This is a genomic window from Microbacterium sp. GXS0129, from assembly GCF_044769785.1.
GTDB lineage: Bacteria > Actinomycetota > Actinomycetes > Actinomycetales > Microbacteriaceae > Microbacterium > Microbacterium nymphoidis.
Window position 1 is genome coordinate 18,757 of the sequence record NZ_JBIZVZ010000007.1, and the last position, 18,555, is coordinate 37,311.

General features: G+C 69.4%; 17 protein-coding genes. 10 read left to right on the forward strand and 7 right to left on the reverse strand.

Going from position 1 to position 18,555, the window contains the following annotated elements; all coding sequences use genetic code 11:
- Positions 1–73 precede the first annotated feature (73 nt).
- From ACIQJ5_RS16865 to ACIQJ5_RS16875, 3 genes are all read left to right on the forward strand, one after another.
- Positions 74–1,549: an ABC transporter permease gene (locus ACIQJ5_RS16865; protein WP_402845514.1), complete on the forward strand. Its 1,476-nt coding sequence runs from the start codon at positions 74–76 to the stop codon at positions 1,547–1,549.
- A gap of 22 nt (positions 1,550–1,571) precedes the next feature.
- Positions 1,572–2,297: an ABC transporter ATP-binding protein gene (locus ACIQJ5_RS16870; RefSeq protein WP_402845516.1), complete on the forward strand. Its 726-nt coding sequence runs from the start codon at positions 1,572–1,574 to the stop codon at positions 2,295–2,297.
- A 74-nt stretch (positions 2,298–2,371) separates the two neighbouring features.
- Positions 2,372–3,376, forward strand: coding sequence for a magnesium and cobalt transport protein CorA (locus tag ACIQJ5_RS16875; RefSeq protein WP_231092328.1), 1,005 nt, complete (start codon positions 2,372–2,374; stop codon positions 3,374–3,376).
- 673 nt (positions 3,377–4,049) lie between these two features.
- Here ACIQJ5_RS16875 and ACIQJ5_RS16880 read toward each other — a convergent pair.
- From ACIQJ5_RS16880 to ACIQJ5_RS16910, 7 genes are all read right to left on the reverse strand, one after another.
- On the reverse strand, positions 4,050–5,534 hold the full coding sequence (locus ACIQJ5_RS16880; protein ID WP_402845518.1) for a hypothetical protein: 1,485 nt from the start codon (positions 5,532–5,534) through the stop codon (positions 4,050–4,052).
- On the reverse strand, positions 5,531–5,827 hold the full coding sequence (locus ACIQJ5_RS16885) for a hypothetical protein (RefSeq protein WP_402845520.1): 297 nt from the start codon (positions 5,825–5,827) through the stop codon (positions 5,531–5,533). The genes ACIQJ5_RS16880 and ACIQJ5_RS16885 overlap by 4 nt, the downstream gene beginning before the upstream one ends.
- Complete coding sequence (locus ACIQJ5_RS16890) at positions 5,824–6,621, reverse strand: ABC transporter ATP-binding protein (protein ID WP_231092331.1); 798 nt, start codon at positions 6,619–6,621, stop codon at positions 5,824–5,826. Before ACIQJ5_RS16890 ends, ACIQJ5_RS16885 begins: the two co-directional genes overlap by 4 nt.
- 17 nt (positions 6,622–6,638) lie before the next feature.
- Positions 6,639–6,899 (reverse strand): hypothetical protein, encoded by a 261-nt coding sequence (locus tag ACIQJ5_RS16895; RefSeq protein ID WP_402845522.1) that lies wholly within the window; start codon positions 6,897–6,899, stop codon positions 6,639–6,641.
- A 218-nt stretch (positions 6,900–7,117) separates the two neighbouring features.
- Positions 7,118–8,572, reverse strand: a complete 1,455-nt coding sequence (gndA, locus tag ACIQJ5_RS16900; RefSeq protein WP_308071022.1) for an NADP-dependent phosphogluconate dehydrogenase — start codon at positions 8,570–8,572, stop codon at positions 7,118–7,120.
- A gap of 80 nt (positions 8,573–8,652) precedes the next feature.
- Positions 8,653–10,053 carry a glucuronate isomerase gene (gene uxaC, locus ACIQJ5_RS16905; protein WP_402845525.1) on the reverse strand — a complete coding sequence of 467 codons (1,401 nt, stop codon included), beginning with the start codon at positions 10,051–10,053 and terminating at the stop codon, positions 8,653–8,655.
- A complete protein-coding gene (locus tag ACIQJ5_RS16910) occupies positions 10,050–11,102 on the reverse strand; it encodes a LacI family DNA-binding transcriptional regulator (RefSeq protein WP_231092334.1) in 1,053 nt (350 codons plus the stop codon). Before ACIQJ5_RS16910 ends, uxaC begins: the two co-directional genes overlap by 4 nt.
- A gap of 106 nt (positions 11,103–11,208) precedes the next feature.
- Between ACIQJ5_RS16910 and ACIQJ5_RS16915 the strand changes: the two genes are divergently transcribed.
- From ACIQJ5_RS16915 to ACIQJ5_RS16945, 7 genes are read left to right on the forward strand one after another with little or no spacing between them, the layout of a single operon-like run.
- A complete protein-coding gene (locus tag ACIQJ5_RS16915; RefSeq protein WP_231092335.1) occupies positions 11,209–12,603 on the forward strand; it encodes an extracellular solute-binding protein in 1,395 nt (464 codons plus the stop codon).
- Positions 12,604–12,613: 10 nt separating this feature from the next.
- Entirely contained in the window at positions 12,614–13,624 is a 1,011-nt protein-coding gene (locus ACIQJ5_RS16920) for a carbohydrate ABC transporter permease (protein ID WP_402845527.1), read from the forward strand.
- Positions 13,621–14,532 carry a carbohydrate ABC transporter permease gene (locus ACIQJ5_RS16925; RefSeq protein WP_231092337.1) on the forward strand — a complete coding sequence of 304 codons (912 nt, stop codon included), beginning with the start codon at positions 13,621–13,623 and terminating at the stop codon, positions 14,530–14,532. Before ACIQJ5_RS16920 ends, ACIQJ5_RS16925 begins: the two co-directional genes overlap by 4 nt.
- Positions 14,529–15,374, forward strand: a complete 846-nt coding sequence (locus tag ACIQJ5_RS16930) for a sugar phosphate isomerase/epimerase (RefSeq protein WP_231092338.1) — start codon at positions 14,529–14,531, stop codon at positions 15,372–15,374. Before ACIQJ5_RS16925 ends, ACIQJ5_RS16930 begins: the two co-directional genes overlap by 4 nt.
- Positions 15,371–16,492, forward strand: a complete 1,122-nt coding sequence (locus tag ACIQJ5_RS16935) for a Gfo/Idh/MocA family protein (RefSeq protein WP_402845530.1) — start codon at positions 15,371–15,373, stop codon at positions 16,490–16,492. The genes ACIQJ5_RS16930 and ACIQJ5_RS16935 overlap by 4 nt, the downstream gene beginning before the upstream one ends.
- Complete coding sequence (locus ACIQJ5_RS16940; protein ID WP_402845532.1) at positions 16,489–17,349, forward strand: sugar phosphate isomerase/epimerase family protein; 861 nt, start codon at positions 16,489–16,491, stop codon at positions 17,347–17,349. The genes ACIQJ5_RS16935 and ACIQJ5_RS16940 overlap by 4 nt, the downstream gene beginning before the upstream one ends.
- The gene (locus ACIQJ5_RS16945) at positions 17,346–18,554 is read left to right on the forward strand and encodes a mannitol dehydrogenase family protein (RefSeq protein ID WP_231092341.1); all 1,209 of its coding nucleotides are present in this window, start codon (positions 17,346–17,348) and stop codon (positions 18,552–18,554) included. Before ACIQJ5_RS16940 ends, ACIQJ5_RS16945 begins: the two co-directional genes overlap by 4 nt.
- Position 18,555 lies beyond the last annotated feature (1 nt).

An 18,555-nucleotide genomic window follows, 5' to 3' on the forward strand; every position in this document is an offset into this window, starting at 1 on the left:
AACGCATGAGAGCGATCCCTAGCGTCGAAGGGCGCCGGGAACACCGCAGGCGCAGAAGCAGAGACGGAGAACGATGTACTTCACATACCTGCGCCGCGAGCTGAGCGGGCGCAAGAAGCAGAGCATCATCGTCGCGATCGGACTCGCCGTCGCGATCGCGCTGGTGATGGTGGTCAACGCGCTCTCGGGCGGGGTGAGCCAAGCGCAGGCACAGGCGCTGTCGAGCGTGTATGGCGTGGGGACCGATCTGACGGTGACCGGCAGCGCCATCCAGCCCGGCGATGGCCAGCGCGGACAGCGGTTCGACTTCGGATCCGGCGCGGGCGAGACCGCGGACGGGACGACCTCCCTCAGCTCGTCGCGGCTGATGACGGACATGATGCGGGGCACGCTGGACGCCACCACGGTGGCGACGGTCGCCGCGACCGACGGGGTCGCCGCCGCCACCGGCACGCTCAGCCTCACCAACACCACCTTCAGCGGTGAGCTGCCCGACTTCTCCCAGATGCAGCAGAACCCCGGCACCACCGATGGGGGGACGGAGACCGGCCCGGGGGCTCCGGGGGCAACGCCGCCGCAGGGCGGCCCGGACGGCGCCGGCGGCAGCAGCTTCGGGGTCGACAGCTTCAGCGTGCTGGGAGTGGACCCGGCAGCGACCACCGTGGGCCCGCTGTCCTCGGTGACCCTCACCGACGGGCGCCTCCTCACCTCCGCGGACGATGACGCGGCCGTCGCCGTCGTCGATGCCACTTACGCGACCGCGAACGAGATCAGCGTCGGCGGCACCATCGATGTCGGAGGCACAGACGTTGAGGTCGTCGGGATCGTGGCATCGGGCTCCTCTGCGGCTGAAACCGCCGCGGATGTGTTCCTGCCGCTGACCACCGCGCAGACCCTCTCCGAGGCGGGCGCGGTCGTCTCCACCGTCTATGTGCAGGCCGCCTCCGCAAGTGAGATCGGCGCCGTACAGAGCGCGCTCGCGGCCGCTCTTCCGGACGCGACCGTCAACTCCCAGTCGGATCTCGCAGAGACGGTGAGCGGCTCGCTCTCCAGCGCCACCTCCCTCATCTCCAACCTCGGCCTGTGGCTGTCGATCCTCGTGCTGGCCGTCGCGCTGCTGCTGGCGGTGCTGCTGACGGTGAGCGGTGTCACGCGGCGCACCCGCGAGTTCGGAACCCTGAAGGCAATCGGCTGGTCAGATGCGCGCGTCGTCTCCCAGGTGGCGGGGGAGTCCCTCGTCCAGGGACTGCTCGGCGGCGTCATCGGCATCGTGCTGGGGCTCGCGGCGATCATCACCATCAACGTGATCGCACCGACCATCTCCACCGCGCCCACCGCCGGTATGAGCGGCCCGGGCGGTTTCCCCGGAGGCGGGTTCCCGGGAAGCGCGCAAACGGCATCGGAGATCACCCTGTCCGCACCGATCACTCTCTGGGTGATCCTCGCGGCCGTCGGCGTCGCCGTTCTCGGCGGACTGGTCGCCGGCATCTTCGGCGGCTGGCGAGCGGCCCGTCTCAGCCCGTCCGAGGCGCTTCGCGCCGTCAACTGACCCACACTTCCAGGAGCACATCATGACCATGACGCAGATCACGGCCCCGGACGACACGCTCGATCTTCCCCGTGCGATGTTCCGCCTCACCGACGTCACCCGGACATACCGCCAGAAGGGGCGGGAAATCACCGCGTTGCGCAGCACCAGCCTGGAGATCGGCGTCGGCGAGTTCGTCACCATCCAGGGGCCCACCGGTGGCGGTAAGTCCACCTTCCTGCAGATCCTCGGGGCCCTGGATCGGCCGAGCACCGGTGAGGTGCGCATCGGAGAATCCGAGATCGCCCGCGCCAGCAACCGCCGCCTCACCGAGGTGCGTGCGCAGGAGATCGGATTCGTCTTCCAGGCCTTCAATCTGATCCCCACCCTCAGTGCGTCGGAGAACGTCGACATGGCGCTCGAACCGCTGCACCTGCCCGCCGCGGACCGAGCGCGACGAGTGCAGGAAGCGCTAGAGCACGTCGGGCTCTCGGAGCGGGCCGACCACCGTCCGAGCGAGCTCTCCGGCGGTCAGCAGCAGCGCGTGGCCATCGCACGCGCCATCGTCAAACGGCCCCGGGTCCTGCTCGCGGACGAGCCCACCGGGAACCTCGACGAGAGCATGCGTGACGAGATCCTCGACGTTCTGCAGCGACTGCACGGCGAGGGGCTGACCCTGGTGGTCGTGACTCACGACTCGGCCGTCGCGCGGCGGGCCACCCGGCGCCTGCGCCTGGAGAACGGGGTGGTGCGCGACATCACGCGCTGAGGCTGACGGATGGGGGCCCGGCGACGCGCCCCCATCCGTCGTCGCTGCGGGCCCGGGGCGCGTAGGGTGTGGCCATGCTCGACGTGCGGACCTACATCGATGGCGTGGCCCAAACCGCAGAGGACTACGCCGATGCGCTTGCGGCAGCGACCGCAGGCAACGGCGTGGTCTGGGCCGATCTGCTCCTGGAAGACGATGAGGCGCTGGAGGAGGTCGCTGCCGCTCTGGGGTGGCACGAGGTGATCCCCGCGATGCTGCGCCAGTCCCACAAACGCGCAAAGGTGGAGCACACGAAGTCGGCCACCGTGCTCGTGCTGCTGCCGGCGCGGTACCTGGACGAGCCGGAGGAGGTGGAGCTGTCGAGTCTGGCCATCGTGGTCGGCCCCGCGAGCGTCGTGACCATCCGCGGCGCCGCCTGGGTTGACGTCGATGCGGCGCGGGACTTCCTCAGCGCACATCCCGTTGCGGCCGGGGCCGGGCCGTACGGCATCACCTGGGGGATCTGCGAGACCGTGCTCGCGGACAGTGCCTCCGTCTTGGAGGGCGTCGAACAGGACATCGACGAGATCGAGGAGCAGCTGTTCGCCACCGATACCACGGACGTGTCGAGGCGCATCTTCGCCCTGCAGCGTGAGCTCGTCCGGCTGCAGCACGCGGCATCTCCCGTCCCCGACATGCTGGACGACCTCGGCGATGCCCTTCCCGCGGCGGCGGCGTTCCTGCGCTCCGCCTATCGTTCCGCCTCGGATCATGCTGAGCACGCTCACGGCCGGGTGGTGGGGTTCCGCCAGACGCTGGACAACGCGCTGTCGGTGCACGCCACCCTGGTCGGGGAGCAGAGCAACGCCGAGATGGCGAAGATGACCGAGTTCTCGATCAGGCAGAACGATCAGGTGAAGAAGATCTCGTCCTGGGCGGCCATCGGCTTCGCACCGTCACTCATCGCCGGCATCTACGGCATGAACTTCCACGCCATGCCGGAGCTGTCCTGGCCGTGGGGATATCCCGCCGCCCTCCTCCTCATGGTGGCCGTGGGCGGTGGGCTGTACTGGGTGTTCAAACGACACGACTGGCTGTGATCGCCGGCGCTCTCGCAGCGCTGCGCGCAGGGCGGCCCCGTCACCCGCGGGGATGACCAGTGCCGCGGCGTGGGCGAGCGCGATCATCGCGCAGAAAGCCACCAGCAGCGGCGCCACCGCGAGGGCGGGCAGCAGCAGGGTGGCGACCAGCATCGGCACCGCAGCCCCGGCGGCGACGATCGCCGCATCGCGGACAGCGCCACCGCTGGGGCGCACCAGACGGCAGGACAGACCGCGCACGACGAGGATCCCCGGCGCATCGCGGGGCAGCAGCAGGCGGAACATCAGCACGTGGCCCGCCTCGTGCACCAGGAGCGAACCCAGGCACACCAGCGCCACGGTGCCGACGGTGACGAGGCCCGTGGATGCGACCATGCCGCCGAGCGCCACGGCGCCGAGGGCGAGCACGAGCTGTGGCGCCATGCCCGCCGCGTTGTGGACGATCGATGCCAGCACCGCTCGTCCCCGGGTCGCGGGAAGCGGACGCGCGGCAGAACCCCACCAGGGCGGCGACAGGAAGGACCACCGCCCGAGCGTGACACGGGTGCGGGTCGAGATCAGGCCGAGGTCCGCAGCCAGCGCGTGATGATCGGGGTCGTCCGGGATCGCGAGACCCAGCCCCACGTGGACCAGACGGCCATCGACGCGGCGTACACCGGGTGTCACCGGGAAGTCAGGCTGCACGTGGTCCGTCAGCCCCGTGCAGGCGGTCACCGATCATCGCGTATCCGCCCGCGAACACCGCGATGGCGGCGATGGTCAGACCGACCTCCGTACCGGGCAGCACGTCGGTCGATACCCAGGTGATGCCGAGTGAGACCAGCAGGTAGATGACCGCGAGGACGAATCCGCCTGCCGTGGCTGAGAGGGGCTGCTGCTCGCTGTAGGGCACCAGCGCGCCGGCCAGCAGGGCCGCGAGGGTGGCGAGAAGACAGCGCAGCGCCGTGGTGCCGAGGTTCGCGAGGGGAAGGAGACCGGCGCTGACCGCGATCAGCGCGAGCGGCGCAGCGAGCAGCGTGGGCACCACGATGTAGGCGAGCGCTCGTGCGCCCAGGTGGGCTCTCACGCTCGCGCCCGAGGCACGCGCGATCCACGAGAACGTCGCGGTGCGCCCGACCGCGTAGAGCGCGAGCATGAAGGGAAGCACCACGACCGCGCCGGACAGCGACGGTGCGAGCATGGCGACGACGGGGTGCGCGGCGACTGCCCAGAGCCCCGCCATCGCGACGGGGGCGAGCACCGCCACAGTCAGGAACTGCGGGCTGCGGACGGCGATGAGAGATTCCGCCCACGCATGCGCCCAGAACGCCGTCGCCATCGGGGGCCGGGTCCCGCGCGGGAAGGAGGGCCGGCGGGACGCCGAGGCGGCCACCGTCGTGCGTGACGCCGCCCACATCAGCGCGGCGGCGGCGGCGATCCACAGCACCGGCAGCGCACCGTCGATCGGGGCGAATGCGTCTGCGAATCGCGCGAAGGCCCGGTGGGGGAGCAGGTCGAGAGGCCCCCACGCCGACCCATCCGCCGGCTGGGTCGCGAAGATGTCGGGGACGGTCGCACCCATCGCGGCACCGAGCGTGAGAACTCCCGCGATGGCGATCCCGTACTGGTGGGGGAGCCGCAGCGCGCAGGCCGCGCTGTGCAGGAGGGTCATCATCCCGGTGGACAACACGAGCGCGGTGACGAGGAGCAGCGCGTACAGCGTGAGAGAGGCGGCGCTCGCGGCCGGATGCGGGTTCAGCCGCACGAGCACGAGCGCACCACTCGTCGACAGGGCCACGGTGTATGCCACGCTGACGGCAAACGAGGGCAGCATCTGACCGAGCCGAGCCTGAGCGCGTCCCACCGGCAGCAGGTCCATCAGGTTCTGCAGCGCGGTGCGCGGTGGGGCCGACGCACCGACCGCCACGGCGATCGCTGCGGCGGTGATGACGCCGCCACCGAGCGAACTGCGAAGCATCGAGGTGCGAAGCTCCGCGGGTACATCGCTGACGATCTGACCGGCGGCGATGAGAGCGAGCATGGCTCCGAGCGCGGTCGCCAGCACGGCGGAGACGATGACCCCGGCGAACACCTGGCGTGTCGAGGTGTGGGTCACGCGCGCCACATCCCGCACCCAGAGCGTCAGGGTGGCACGAGCCACCGCAGAGGTCGCGCTCATGGCGTCTCCGTGGCTCGTCGCCGCTGGCGCATCACCGCGGCGCTGCTCAGTGCTGTGTAGACCACCGCGATCACGAGCGCCGCGATGAGCATTCCCGTGAAGCTCGGATCGATGTTGATCGCCGCGGCGCCGTTCTCGGTGGTGGTCCACGCGTCGATGATGCCGGGCAGCACAACCCGGGAGCGACCGACGAAGGCGGCCACGAGGCACGCGGCCGCCGCGATGAACACGCTGCTGAAGCCGATGACGATGCCCGCGATGGCGTGCGCGATGATGCGAAGTGTGACGCTCATCTGCTGCTCTCTTTCTGACGGAAGGCGACGGACATCGCCGCGGCTCGATGGGTGGCGGTCTCGGCTCGTCCCGTGGCCGACATGAAGACGTTCTCCAATGTGGCAGCGCCCGGGTGCGCGCTGATCAGCCGGTGGGGAGAACCGGTGGCGACGGTGCGTCCTGTGGAGAGGATCGTGACGCGGTCGCAGTCCCGTTCCGCGCGCAGCATGTCGTGGGTCGCGATGAGTACCGCGCGCCCCGAGGCGGCGAACGCGGAGATGAGGGTGCGAAGGGTGGCGGCGGCCTCGGGATCGAGACCACGGAACGGCTCGTCGAGGATGAGGAGGTCGGGGTCGTGCATCGTGGCGGCGATGAGCTGGATCTTGCGCTGCATACCGTGCGAGTACTCCGCCACGGGCCGGTCGAGTGCATCGTCCAGCCCGAGCAGCCCGGCGAACTCCGCGGCTCGTCGGCGGTCATCGCGGCCCCGGAGGGCATCGTGGAAAGCGAGCAGCTCCCGGCCGGTGAGGGCCTCGGGGAGGGGAAGATCATCCGGGGCGAAACCGAAACTGTGCCTGCTGCGCTTGTCCGCGACGCTGAGCCCGGCGATCAGCACCGATCCGGAGTCGGCGCCGATGAGTCCGGTGATGACGTGGAGGCAGGTGGTCTTGCCAGACCCGTTGGGGCCGAGCAGGCCGTGGATCTCGCCGGGCGCGATCGCCAGGGAGAAATCGACGAGCACAGGCGTCTTCCGATAGCTCTTGCCGATACCCTGCACGTCGAGGATCGGACGGGACCGAGGGGTCGCTGCCACCACGTCATCACCTCGCATCAGTTCTCGCAGTAGAGCTTCCAGACCCCGCCGGTGGTCCAGCTCGGCATGCTCAGGGCGGGCCATCCGCCCTGCCACCGGCAGTAGGCGAACCAGGCCGCCATCAGCCCCATCAGGATGATGACGGCGATGGCGATGATGATCAGCCAGACGGCGCGATCCTGGCGGACGGTGAGGTAGCGGTGCGCCCTCATCTCGCCTCCGACGATCGCGTGCAGCATCGCTGTGGAAATGCGGTCGTTCACATCCGCAGTGGACATGTCTATCTCCTTCGATAGGTGTTTCCGTGGGATGCGTGGGGTGGGGTGTCTGGAACATTAGCAAGACCTCGCACATATGGCACGAAGTCTTGCATGAGGGTGTTCTCACCCGCGGCGCTGCGCTCGCCACACAACGCCCGAAACCGGAACAAGTCCGAGAAGCCCGCGTTGGCGGGGCTTCTCGGACTTGCGGGATCTCTCGCGGAGGCGGCCGCGGATCAGTGCGTGTCTTCGGCCTCGATCTCGGAGCGATCGGCGGACCACAGCGTGTGGAACGTGCCGGGCTTGTCGGTGCGACGGTAGGTGTGGGCACCGAAGAAGTCCCGCTGACCCTGGATCAGTGCGGCGGGGAGACGCTCGGCGCGCAGGCCGTCGTAGTACGCCAGCGAGGAGGAGAAGGCAGGTGCCGGGATGCCGGACTGGGCCGCCGCCACCACCACGCGGCGCCACGCCTGCTGTGCGCGCTCGAGAGCCTCCACGAAGTACGGCGCCGCCATCAGCACCGGCAGGTCCTCGCCGGAGCGGTAGGCGTCGGTGATGCGGTTCAGGAACTGCGCGCGGATGATGCAGCCGCCACGCCAGATCTTGGCGATCTCGCCGAGGTCGATGTTCCAGTCGTACTCGGCCGCACCCGCGCGGATCTCGTCGAAGCCCTGCGAGTAGGCCACGATCTTCGAGGCGTACAGCGCCAGGCGGACGTCCTCGATGAACGCGTCGGCGTCGTCGATCGACAGCGGCACGGCCGAACTCGGCAGCACGCCGGCGACGTCCCGCTGCTCGCGGTGCGAGGAGAGCGAGCGCGCGAACGTCGCCTCGGCGATGCCCGACACGGGCGTCCCCAGGTTCAGGGCCGTCTGCACGGTCCATGCGCCGGTTCCCTTGGCACCGGCCTCGTCCACGATCACGTCGACGAGCGGCTGACCGGTGGCGGCGTCGACCTGGCGCAGCACCTCTGCCGTGATCTCGATGAGGTAGCTCTCCAGCTCGCCGGTGTTCCACTCGGCGAACACATCCGCGATCTCGGCCGGGGTCTTGCCGGTGCCACGACGGATCAGATCGTAAGCCTCGGCGATGAGCTGCATGTCGGCGTACTCGATGCCGTTGTGCACCATCTTGACGAAGTGGCCGGCGCCGTCGTGACCCACGTGCGTGACGCAGGGCTCGCCCTCGGCGACGGCGGCGATGGAGCGCAGGATCGGGCCGAGGGTGACCCACGACTCGTCCGAGCCGCCCGGCATGAGGGACGGGCCCTTCAGCGCGCCCTCCTCACCGCCGGAGACGCCCATGCCCACGAAGTGGACACCCGTCTCCCGCACGGCGTGCTCGCGGCGGATGGTGTCGGTGAACAGCGCGTTGCCGCCGTCGATGATGATGTCACCCGGCTCGAACACCTCGAGCAGCGACTCGATCACGGCGTCGGTGGGCCGGCCGGCCTTGACCATGATGATCGCGGTGCGCGGGGTCTGCAGCGAAGCCGCGAACTCGGCGTAGTCCTTCGCCGGGATGAATCCGGCCTCCGGGTGCGTCTCGATGAGATCGGCGGTCTTCTCGTAGCTGCGGTTGAACACGGCGACGGTGTTGCCCTCGCGGCTGGCGAGGTTCCGGGCGAGGTTCGATCCCATGACGGCCAGGCCGACGACGCCGATGTTGGCACGAGGAGTGGTTTCAGACACGCGATTGCTCCAGACGTGAGAGGTGGATTTTCAGGCTACCGCGCTCGCCGGTGCGGACCCGGCGATGTGACGGCCGCCTGTCACAGGCGGAAGGTCTGGCGCGGGATGTCGTCGACCAGGCGGTGCGCCACGGCGAACGCGCTCTCCTCGTCGAGGCGGTGCTCCACGACGAGCTCGGCGAGATACCGCGCGTCCACGCGACGCGACATGTCGTGACGCGCCGGGATCGAGCAGAACGCGCGCGTGTCGTCGATGAACCCGCTGGTCTTCGTGAAACCAGCGCTGTCGGTGACGGCGCGTCGGTAGCGCAGGATCGCGTCGGGGGTATCGATGAACCACCACGGGGCGCCCGCGTAGACGCTCGGGTAGAACCCGGCGAGCGGTGCGATCTCCCGGCTGAAGGACGTCTCATCGACGGTGAACAGCACCAGCCGGAACGTCTCCGAGGTGCCGAAGTCGCGCAGGATCGGAGTGAGCGGACGGGTGTAGGACGCCACGTCGGGCAGGTCGTGGCCGGTGTCCGGGCCAAACCGGCGCAGCGTGGGCGCGTGGTGGTTGCGGATCACGCTCGGATGCAGCTGCATGACCAGGCCGTCCTCGGCCGCCATCTCGGCCAGCCGGTACAGCATGGTGCGCCGGTAGGCGACACCCTCGGCCTCGGTGGCTTGGCCGCGCAGGGCGGCGGCATGGATGCGCTCGGCCTCGGTGTCGCTCAGCGGCTCGGAGCCGGCATCGGCGACGCCGGTGTCGGTGGCCGTTGCGCCCGCCGCCCGGAAGGCCTCCCGGCGCGCGCGCAGCGCGGAGAGCAATCCGGCGTGCGTGTCGCAGGCGATGCCGGCGCTGGCGCTCAGGCGATCAAGCGACTCGGTCCATCCGGACGCGGTGGGCGTCATGTAGCGGTCTGCCCGGAAGGTGGGCAGGACCCGGCCCGTGAAGGTCGGGTCCGCAGCGAGGCGGGCGTGGGCGGCGAGGTCGTCCGCCGGATCGTCGGTGGTCGCCAGCACCTCGATGTTGAACCGTGAGAACAGCGCTCGGGGGCGGAACTCCTCGGTGCGCAGCAGGGCATCGATGTGGTCGTACAGTTCGTCGGCATTCGCGGCGGAAGGCTGCTCATCGATGCCGAAGAGATCTGCGAAGGTGCTCTCGAACCAGAAGCGCACGGGCGTGGCCAGGAACACGTCCCAGTTGCTGCAGAACGCTCGCCAGACCTCGCGCGGATCAGCCGGAGACGGCCCCCGCCCCAGTGCATCGAGCGAGGTCCCGGTCGCGTGCAACAGGCGCAGGACGTAGTGGTCGGGGGTGATGAGCAGCGTCGCGGGGTCGGGGAAGGGCTCGTCCTCGGCGAGCAGGGCAGCATCGACGTGGCCGTGGGGGGAGAGGATCGGCGCGGCCTGGACGGACTCGTAGAGTCTGCGCGCAAGCTCACGCGTTGCGGTGTCCGCGGGGAAGAGGCGGTCGGGGTGCGGGGACAGCGTTGTCATGACGCTCCAGACGGGGTGGGTTGTTCGGATGGGGAGTACGGGCCGGTCGAGGAACGAATGGTGAGGTGTGTGGCCAGCAGGACACCGGTGCGCGCGGGGACCTGAGGAGCGGTGGGGGAGATCATCTCCATGAGCATCGACACGGCGACGCGGCCCGCCCGCTCGATCGGCGCCGTGAGCGTGGTGAGCGGCGGGGAGCAGAAGTCGGCGCCGAAGATGTCGTCGCAGCCCACGATGCTCATGTCCTCGGGGACGCGGACGCCGCGTTCGGCGAACCGCGAGAGCATCCCGATGGCGAGCAGGTCGTTGAAGGCGACGCACGCCGTCGCGCCCGTGTTCAGGGCGGCGTCGGCGGCAGCGCCGCCGAAGCGGGTGCGAGGTTCGAACGGCCCGATGCGGATGGTCTCGATGCCGAGCCGTTCTCCGCTCGCTCGCACCGCCCGCCACCGGATGTCGCTGGCCCAGCTGTTGGTGGGACCTGCGGCGTAGCAGATGCGCCGGTGGCCGAGGGAGACCAGATGCTCCACCGACTGCTCGAATCCACGCGGGGTGTCGATGAACACCGACGGCACCCCCGCTGTGGGACGGTTGATGACCACGAGCGGAATCTCGGCGGCGAGTTCGGCCAGACGCGCGTCGGACAGGCGGGGAGCGGAGAGGATCGCGCCGTCGAACGAGCCGCGCATTCGCACGAGCGTGCTCTCCTCGATGCTCGGATCCTCTTCTGTGTGCACGAGCAGTTGCGAGTACCCCGCGGTGCGCAGCTCATGCTGGGCACCGCGGATGATGCCGAAGTAGAACGGGTTCGTCACATCCGACACCAGCACCGCGACGGCGCCGGTGCGCCCGGAGGCGAGAGCACGTCCCGAGGGGCTCGGCGTGTAGTTGAGCTCCTCGGCGATCCGGATGATCCTCTCGCGGGTCTCCGGATTGCCGCGTCCGGGTGTCGCGAGGGCACGGGACACCGTCGAAGGGTTGACGCCGGCGGCCGCGGCGACGTCGGCGAGGGTCGCGCGCGGGCCACGCTGGCCGGCGGATTCGGTGGGCATGCGAACACATAACCACACGGTGGCAAAGTGTGGCAAGCGCTTGCGGCATGCTTGCCATGTTCGTACTGTGAGGGCACAGCACTCGCACACTCAAGGGAGAGTTCCGATGAAAGAACGGCATGTTCTGCGGCACACGGTGACCGGGATCGCAGCCCTCGCGATCGCATCGCTCGCGCTCGCCGGCTGCAGTGGATCCAGTGATCCGAACACGTCCGGCGGCGCAGGCGGGGACTCCGCGACGTCCGGCACCACGATCGACGGCACCGGCAAGACGCTCAACGTCCTGGTCGGTGCAAACGGTCTGTACCCCGAGGAGCAGAAGGCGTGGTTCCAGTCCGTCAGCGACAAGTTCGAGGAGGCGACCGGCGCGAAGGTGGCATTCGAGACCTTCGCCTCCGCGAACGACGAGCTGACGAAGATCCAGACCTCCGTGCTCAGCGGTCAGGGCCCGGACATCTACGGCCTCGGTACGACGTTCACCCCCACCGCCTTCTCGACCGGTGCCTTCGTCACCCTCGGTGACGCCGAGTGGGAGAAGCTCGGCGGCCGGGACAAGTTCGTCAGCTCGCTCCTGGGCATCTCCGGCCCGAGCGAATCCGAGGAGGTGGGGATCCCCTTCGCCAGCCGTCCGTTCGTGATGGCGTACAACACCGAACTGCTCGCTGCGGCCGGCATCACCGAACCGCCCACCACGTGGGACGACCTCACGGCGGATGCCAAGAAGCTCACCGGCAACGGCGTCTACGGACTGGCGGTCGGATATGCCGACGGCTACGACCCGTGGAAGTTCATCTGGGGGATGGCCGAGCAGGCGGGCAACCCGATCCTGGATCTGAAGGACAAGAAGGCCACCATCGACGACCCCGCTGTGGCAGCCGCGTACGCGACCTACTTCGGCTGGTTCACCGACGGCTCGGTGGATCCGGCATCGATCGGCTGGAAGAACTCCAACGCCGTTGCCGCCTTCGCGGACGGCAAGGCTGCGTTCCTTCCCATGGTCTCGGCCAGCTCGAAGGTGGCGCTGGACGCCTCCGCCGTCAAGGACAGCTATGCCTACGCGGTGCTTCCCACCGTTCCGCCCGGGCAGACGACCCGTCCAGCCGACGGCGTGGAGGCCGCCAGCATTCTCTCCGGTGACAACTGGGTGGTTGCCAACTACTCCCAGAACCAGGATCTGGCCTTCGAGCTGATCCGCATCCTCACCGAGCCGGAGGCCCAGCTGGAGTACTTCGCCACCTTCGGCGAGATGCCCACCACGGTGGCTGCCGCCGAGCAGGTGCAGAAGGACAACCCCACCCTCGCGCCGCTCCTGGATGCCGCCGCCAAGTCGGTCGGCACCCCCTTCACGGGAGCGTGGGGTGACACCCAGCTCGCCCTCACGAACGTCGTGGTCCAGGCGCTGCCGAAGCTGCAGTCCGGCGGGCTGGCCGCATCGGACATCGACGCCGCGATCGCGGAGGCGAACTCCGCGGCGCAGTCATCGCTGGACAAGGCCAAGTGAGCGACCCGCGATGAATCCCGTCTCCGATACGTCGGCGACACCCGTGTCGGCAGGGGAGAGCCCTGCCGACACGGCGGCCGCCGTCACCGTCTCCCCGCGCCGCGGATCGATCGGGCGCGTGCGCCGTTCGCAGGTGCCGCCGGCGGAGCGCCCCCGTCCGCTCTGGATGCTGACTCCGGGCGGACTGCTGATGGTGCTGGTGATCCTGGTCCCCCTGGCGATCGCCTTCTGGATCAGCCTGCTCGATCTGGATCAGTACACGATCCGGCAGTGGACGGCGGCCCCGTTCATCGGGATCAGGAACTTCGTCGAGGCGGTCACGTCGTCTCCGCTTCTGCACGGCATCGCCATCAGCGCGAGCGTGGCCCTCATCGTCTCGGTGCTGAGCGTACCCATCGGGGTGCTCGCCGCCCTCGCCACCCAGAATGCGTTCCGCGGTCGCGGTCTGGTGCGCTCGGTCTATCTGATCCCCTACATCCTGCCCGCATTCGTGGTGGCCAGCGTGTTCCGCACGATGTTCCAGCCCGCGGGCGCGGTGGATCACATGTTCAACCTGATCGGGGTGCAGCCGGGACTGTGGCTGAACGGTCCGCTGAGCTACTGGACGCTGGTCATCGCGCAGCTCTGGGTGAGCTGGCCGTTCATCTACCTGCTGACCCTTGCCGGCCTGCAGGCGGTGGATCCCGAGGTCCACGAGGCCGCGGCCATTGACGGGGCCGGCTGGGGCATCAAGCTTCGTCGCGTCATCCTGCCCTACCTGCGCGGATCGGTCCTGCTGGCGTTCCTGCTGACCTTCCTGCACAACATCAACGCCTTCACCATGCCGTTCGTGCTGTTCGGCATCCCGGCCCCGAAGGACATCGAGGTCCTGCCGGTGCTGACGTACATGACGAGCTTCCAGAGCTTCCGCTTCGGGCTGTCGGCGGCCATGGCGGTCGCATCGCTGGCGCTGGTGGCCATCCCGCTGTTCATCTATCTCCGCGCTGTCCGTCTCGACACCGGTGAGGAGGCGAAGTCATGAGTGTGACCACGACCATCGCGCAGGTCAATCCGCGCCAGCGCCGCTCCACCCGCTCCTCCCACATCACCCGCCTGCTGCCCACGCCACTGCTGGCCGTGATCAACACGGTGCTGTGTGTGCTGGTGCTCGGGCCCGTGCTCTACATGGTGCTGGCCTCGATCAACTCGGACGTCTCGGTGGCGGCGGGTGAGTTCTGGCCGCGGGAGCTGCGCCTGGACAACTACATCAAGGTGTGGTCCTCCGTCGACCTCGGCACGGGCCTCGTCAACAGCCTGCTGATCTGCGGCGCCGTCGCGATCGTGTGCGCGGCGGTCTCCCTGTCGATGGCATGGGTGCTTGTGCGCTTCACCTTCATCGGCCGGATCACCATCCTCCGCGGTCTCGTCGGTCTGCAGTCGGTGCCCGGCACCCTCATGCTGCTGCCGGTGTTCGTCGTGTTCTCGACGATGTCGGCAGCGCTGCGGATCCCCACCATCGGCACGCACTGGGCTGTGTTCGTGACCTACCTCACCTTCGCCCTGCCGTTTTCCACCTGGGTGCTCGTCACCTACATCCGCGGCCTGCCGCGCGAGCTCGAGGACGCCGCCCGCATGGATGGCGCCGGGAACATCCGCATCCTCACGCGCATCGTGCTGCCGCTGAGCTGGCCCGGCATCGTGGTCTCCGCGATCTTCGCCTTCCTGCAGGGCTGGAACGACGTGCTGTTCGCGTCGGTGATGACCAATGCCACCTCACGCACCGCTGCGGTGGCGCTGCAGACATTCGGCGCCACTCAGGAGACCGGTGCCCTTCCGCTGTACGGACAGATGATGACCGCCTCCCTCATCTGCGCCGCGCCCGTCGTCGTGCTGTACCTCGTGTTCCAGCGCTACCTCGTCGGAGGCCTCACCGCTGGAGGAGTGAAATGACCGAAACGTCACCAGCCTGGACCCTCTCGGGGTTCGGCGACGAGATCGATGCGGACCCGGTACTGCAGATCGGCGTGCTGCAGGCGCTCGGGGCCCGCCACATCGAGGTGCGAAGCGCCTGGGGCGTCAACATCGTCGACCTCTCCGATGAGCAGCTGGGGCAGCTGCGCTCGCTCCTGGTGGATCGCGGCATGGGGGTGTCGGCGATCGCTTCGCCCATCGGCAAGGTGGATGTCTCCCTGCCGGTGGAGCATGAGGTCGCGCGGCTGGAGCGCGCGATCGCCGCGGCACGTGTGCTGGAGGCGCCCTACATCCGCATCTTCTCCTTCTTCCGTGCGGAGGGCCGCACCGCCGAGAGCATCCGCGACGACGTGCTGGTGCGGATGGCGGCACTCGCGGCGCTCGCCGAGCGCGAGGGCGTGACCCTCGTCCACGAGAACGAGAAGGACATCTACGGCGATGTCCCCGAACGCGTGCTCGATGTCATCGAGTCGGTCGGATCGGACCGGCTGCGTGTGGCCTGGGACAACGCCAACTTCGTGCAGGTGGGCGTTCGCCCGTTCAGCGACGGGTACGCCATGCTCCGCCCGCATCTGGAGTACCTCCAGGTGAAGGACGCGATCGCCGCCACCGGCGTGGTCGTGCCCGCGGGCGAGGGTGACGGGGAACTGCTGGAGACCGTGACCGCGCTGCGCGACGACGGCTTCACCGGGTTCGCATCGCTGGAGCCTCACCTCACCGACTACAACGCGCTGGGCGGCTTCTCGGGCCCCGCGGCCTTCGGTCGCGCGGGCCGGGCCTTCCGCGCACTCACCGACCGGATCGGAGTCACGCTGTCATGACCACCCCTTCACCCCTGTCCGTGGCCATCGTCGGCTGCGGCATCATCGGCGTCAACCACGCTCAGGCGATCGCCCGCGTCGAGGGGCTGCGCGTGACCGCACTGGTCGACGACGTCCCCGCCATGGCGACCGCGCTCGCGGACCAGATCGCGGCGGAGAGCGGCCAGCGGCCGGCGGAGTACGCGCGGATCGAGGACCTGCCGGCCGACGTCGACCTTGTGGCCATCTGCACGCCCAGCGGCACGCATGTCGACCTCGCCGAACGCGCTCTCGCCCGCGGCACCCACGTCGTGCTCGAGAAGCCGCTGGATGTGTCGATGGAGCGGGGTCTGCGTCTGGCACGTGCTGCCGAAGCGGCGGCCGAACGCGGGCTCGTCGTCTCCGTGATCAGCCAGCACCGGTTCGACCCCGGCGCGGTCGTCGTCGCCGAGGCCGCCCACTCCGGCCGGTTCGGCCGCGTGACCAGCGCCGTGGCCAGCGTTCCGTGGTGGCGGTCGCAGGAGTACTACGACTCCGGCGCCTGGCGGGGGACATGGGCTCTGGATGGCGGCGGCGCGGTCATGAACCAGGGCGTGCACACGGTGGATCTGCTGGTGTGGTTCCTGGGACGTCCGGTGGAGATCTTCGCCCAGACCGGCCTGCTCGCCCACGAGCGCATCGAGATCGAGGACGTCGCGACGGCCACCCTCCGCTTCGAGTCGGGTGCTCTCGCAGTCTTCCACGCCACCACGGCCGCCTTCCCGCATGCTCCCGTGCGCGTCGCGGTCTACGGATCAGCCGGATCCGGCACGGTCGAGGACGATCAGCTGGGTGCCTTCTACGTCGACGGCGACGAGCGCGAGCGCAGCGCCGATGTGGTGCCCGAGGGCGAGCGCGTCGGCGACGACAAGGGGCCCGCGAGCTTCGCCGAGGCCCACGCCCGCCAGTACCGGGACGTCCTCGCGGCGATCCGGGAGGAGCGCGCGCCCCGCGTCGGCGTCCCAGAGGCCCTGCTGTCGCTGGCCGTCGTCCGCGCAATGTACGTCTCGGCGACCAGCGGAGAGCCGGTACGCATCGACGCGATCCTCAGCGGCGAACTGAGCGATGCCGGCGTGCGTACGGGAGGGGTGATCGCATGAGGTTCTCGGTCTTCACCGCATCGACGCCGGACTGGACTCCGCAGGAGGCGGCGCGAAACATCGCCGCCCAGGGCTGGGACGGTATCGAATGGCGCATCACCGACCAGGAGGATGCCACGCCTCCCGGATTCTGGGCGGGTAACCGCTCCACCTGGCCGCTCACCGGCCTGGAGGACTCGCTGCCCGACATCGCCCGGATCACCGCGGAATCGGGATTGGCGATGAGCGGCCTCGGCGGCTATGCGCAGTCGTCGAACGCCGCCGATGTCGAGCGTATGCTGCGCGCCACCGCGACGCTCGGTGCCGGGCAGGTGCGGGTCACCATGCCTTCCAACGACGTCGCGGACTACCGTGTCGTCGCCGATCGCACCCGCGGCGAGCTGAGCGATCACACGGCCCTGGCGGCGGAACTGGGCGTGAAGGTCCTGATCGAGCTGCACCACCGGACCATCACCCCCTCGGCGTCGGCCGCGATGCGGATCATCGACCGGTTCGATCCTGCGCACATCGGTGTGATCCACGATCTCGGCAACCTGATCATCGAGGGCAACGAGCTCACCCGCGCCGCGCTGTCGATCCTCGGCGATCACCTCGCGCACGTCCACGTGAAGAACGCGGTGTGGAAGCCCACCGGTGAGGTCGGGCCCCACGGCGACGTGCGGTGGGCGCCGGAATGGGCCTCACTGCGGGGCGGTCAGGCCAGCGTTCCCGACTACTTCCGGGCACTGCGGGAGTTCGGCTACGACGGATGGGTCACGCTGGAGGACTTCACGACACAGCTTCCGCTGGAAGAGCGTCTGCGCGATGCGCTGGCACTGTTTCACGAGCTGCGTGACGCACCCGTCGATGCCGTATGAGGGCGCACAGCGGTCGTCCGCCCGTCCGCGTGGCACATCTCGGACTCGGCGCCTTTCACCGCTCCCATCAGGCCTGGTACACGCAGCGGACGAACGATGCGGCTGCGGACGACGGATGGGGCATCGCCTCGTTCGGATCCCGCTCCCGCGAGCTCGCCGACGCGCTGAAGGCGCAGGACGGCGTGTACACCCTGCTGGAGCGCTCGGCCGACGGTGATGCTGCGACGATCATCGAGTCGATCACGGCAACGGGAGTCGCGGGCGATGACACGTGGGTCGCGACGATCGCGAGCGGCGACGTCGAGGTGCTCACCGTCACGGTCACGGAAGCCGGATACCGCTCCGGTGCACAGCCGCCCGCGCGCATCGCCGCAGGACTGGCGGCCCGGCGCCGGGCCGGGGGCGGGCCGCTGAGCGTGGTCAGCTGCGACAACCTGCTGGGCAACGGCACTGCGCTGCGGGCCGCGGTGCTGGCAGCGGCGGGCGATGACGCAGGATGGATCGCCGAGAACATCGCGTTCGTCGACACGGTGGTGGATCGGATCACTCCGGCCGTCACCGCCGACGACGTGCGGGCCGTTCAGACGCTCACCGGTGAGGACGACCGGGTTCCCGTCGTCTGCGAGCCGTTCTCCGAATGGGTCATCGCCGACGCCTTCGCCGCGGGCCGCCCGGCCTGGGAGATCGCCGGCGCCGTGCTGACCGCCGACGTCACGCCGTACGAGGAGCGCAAGCTGTGGCTGCTCAACGCCGGCCACACCCACCTTGCCGCAGCCGGACGGCTTGCGGGCTATGAGACGGTCGACCAGGCCTTCGCCGATCCGGTGCTGCGCGCCGAGACCGAGGCGCTGTGGGCCGAGCAGCGGGTGATCATCGACCTGGACGCCGACGACATCGATGCCTGGCTGGAGGAGCTTCGCACCCGCTTCGACAACCCGCGCATCTCTCACCGGCTGGAACAGATCGCGCGGGGGAGCGAGCACAAGATCGGCCCTCGTCTGCTGGCGCCGTTGCGCGCCCGGGAACGCGCGGGCCTGACCGCGGGAGCAGCCCAGCTCTTCGCGATCGACACCTGGGTCCGCTCGATCGTGGAGCTCGCCCCGCCCGATGCCGCCGCCGCGGCGCTCGCGAACGACCTGCGGGCGCTGCCGGCAGCGTCACAACGAACCGAGGTGCTGCGCCGTTTCGCAGCAGAAGGAGACTGAC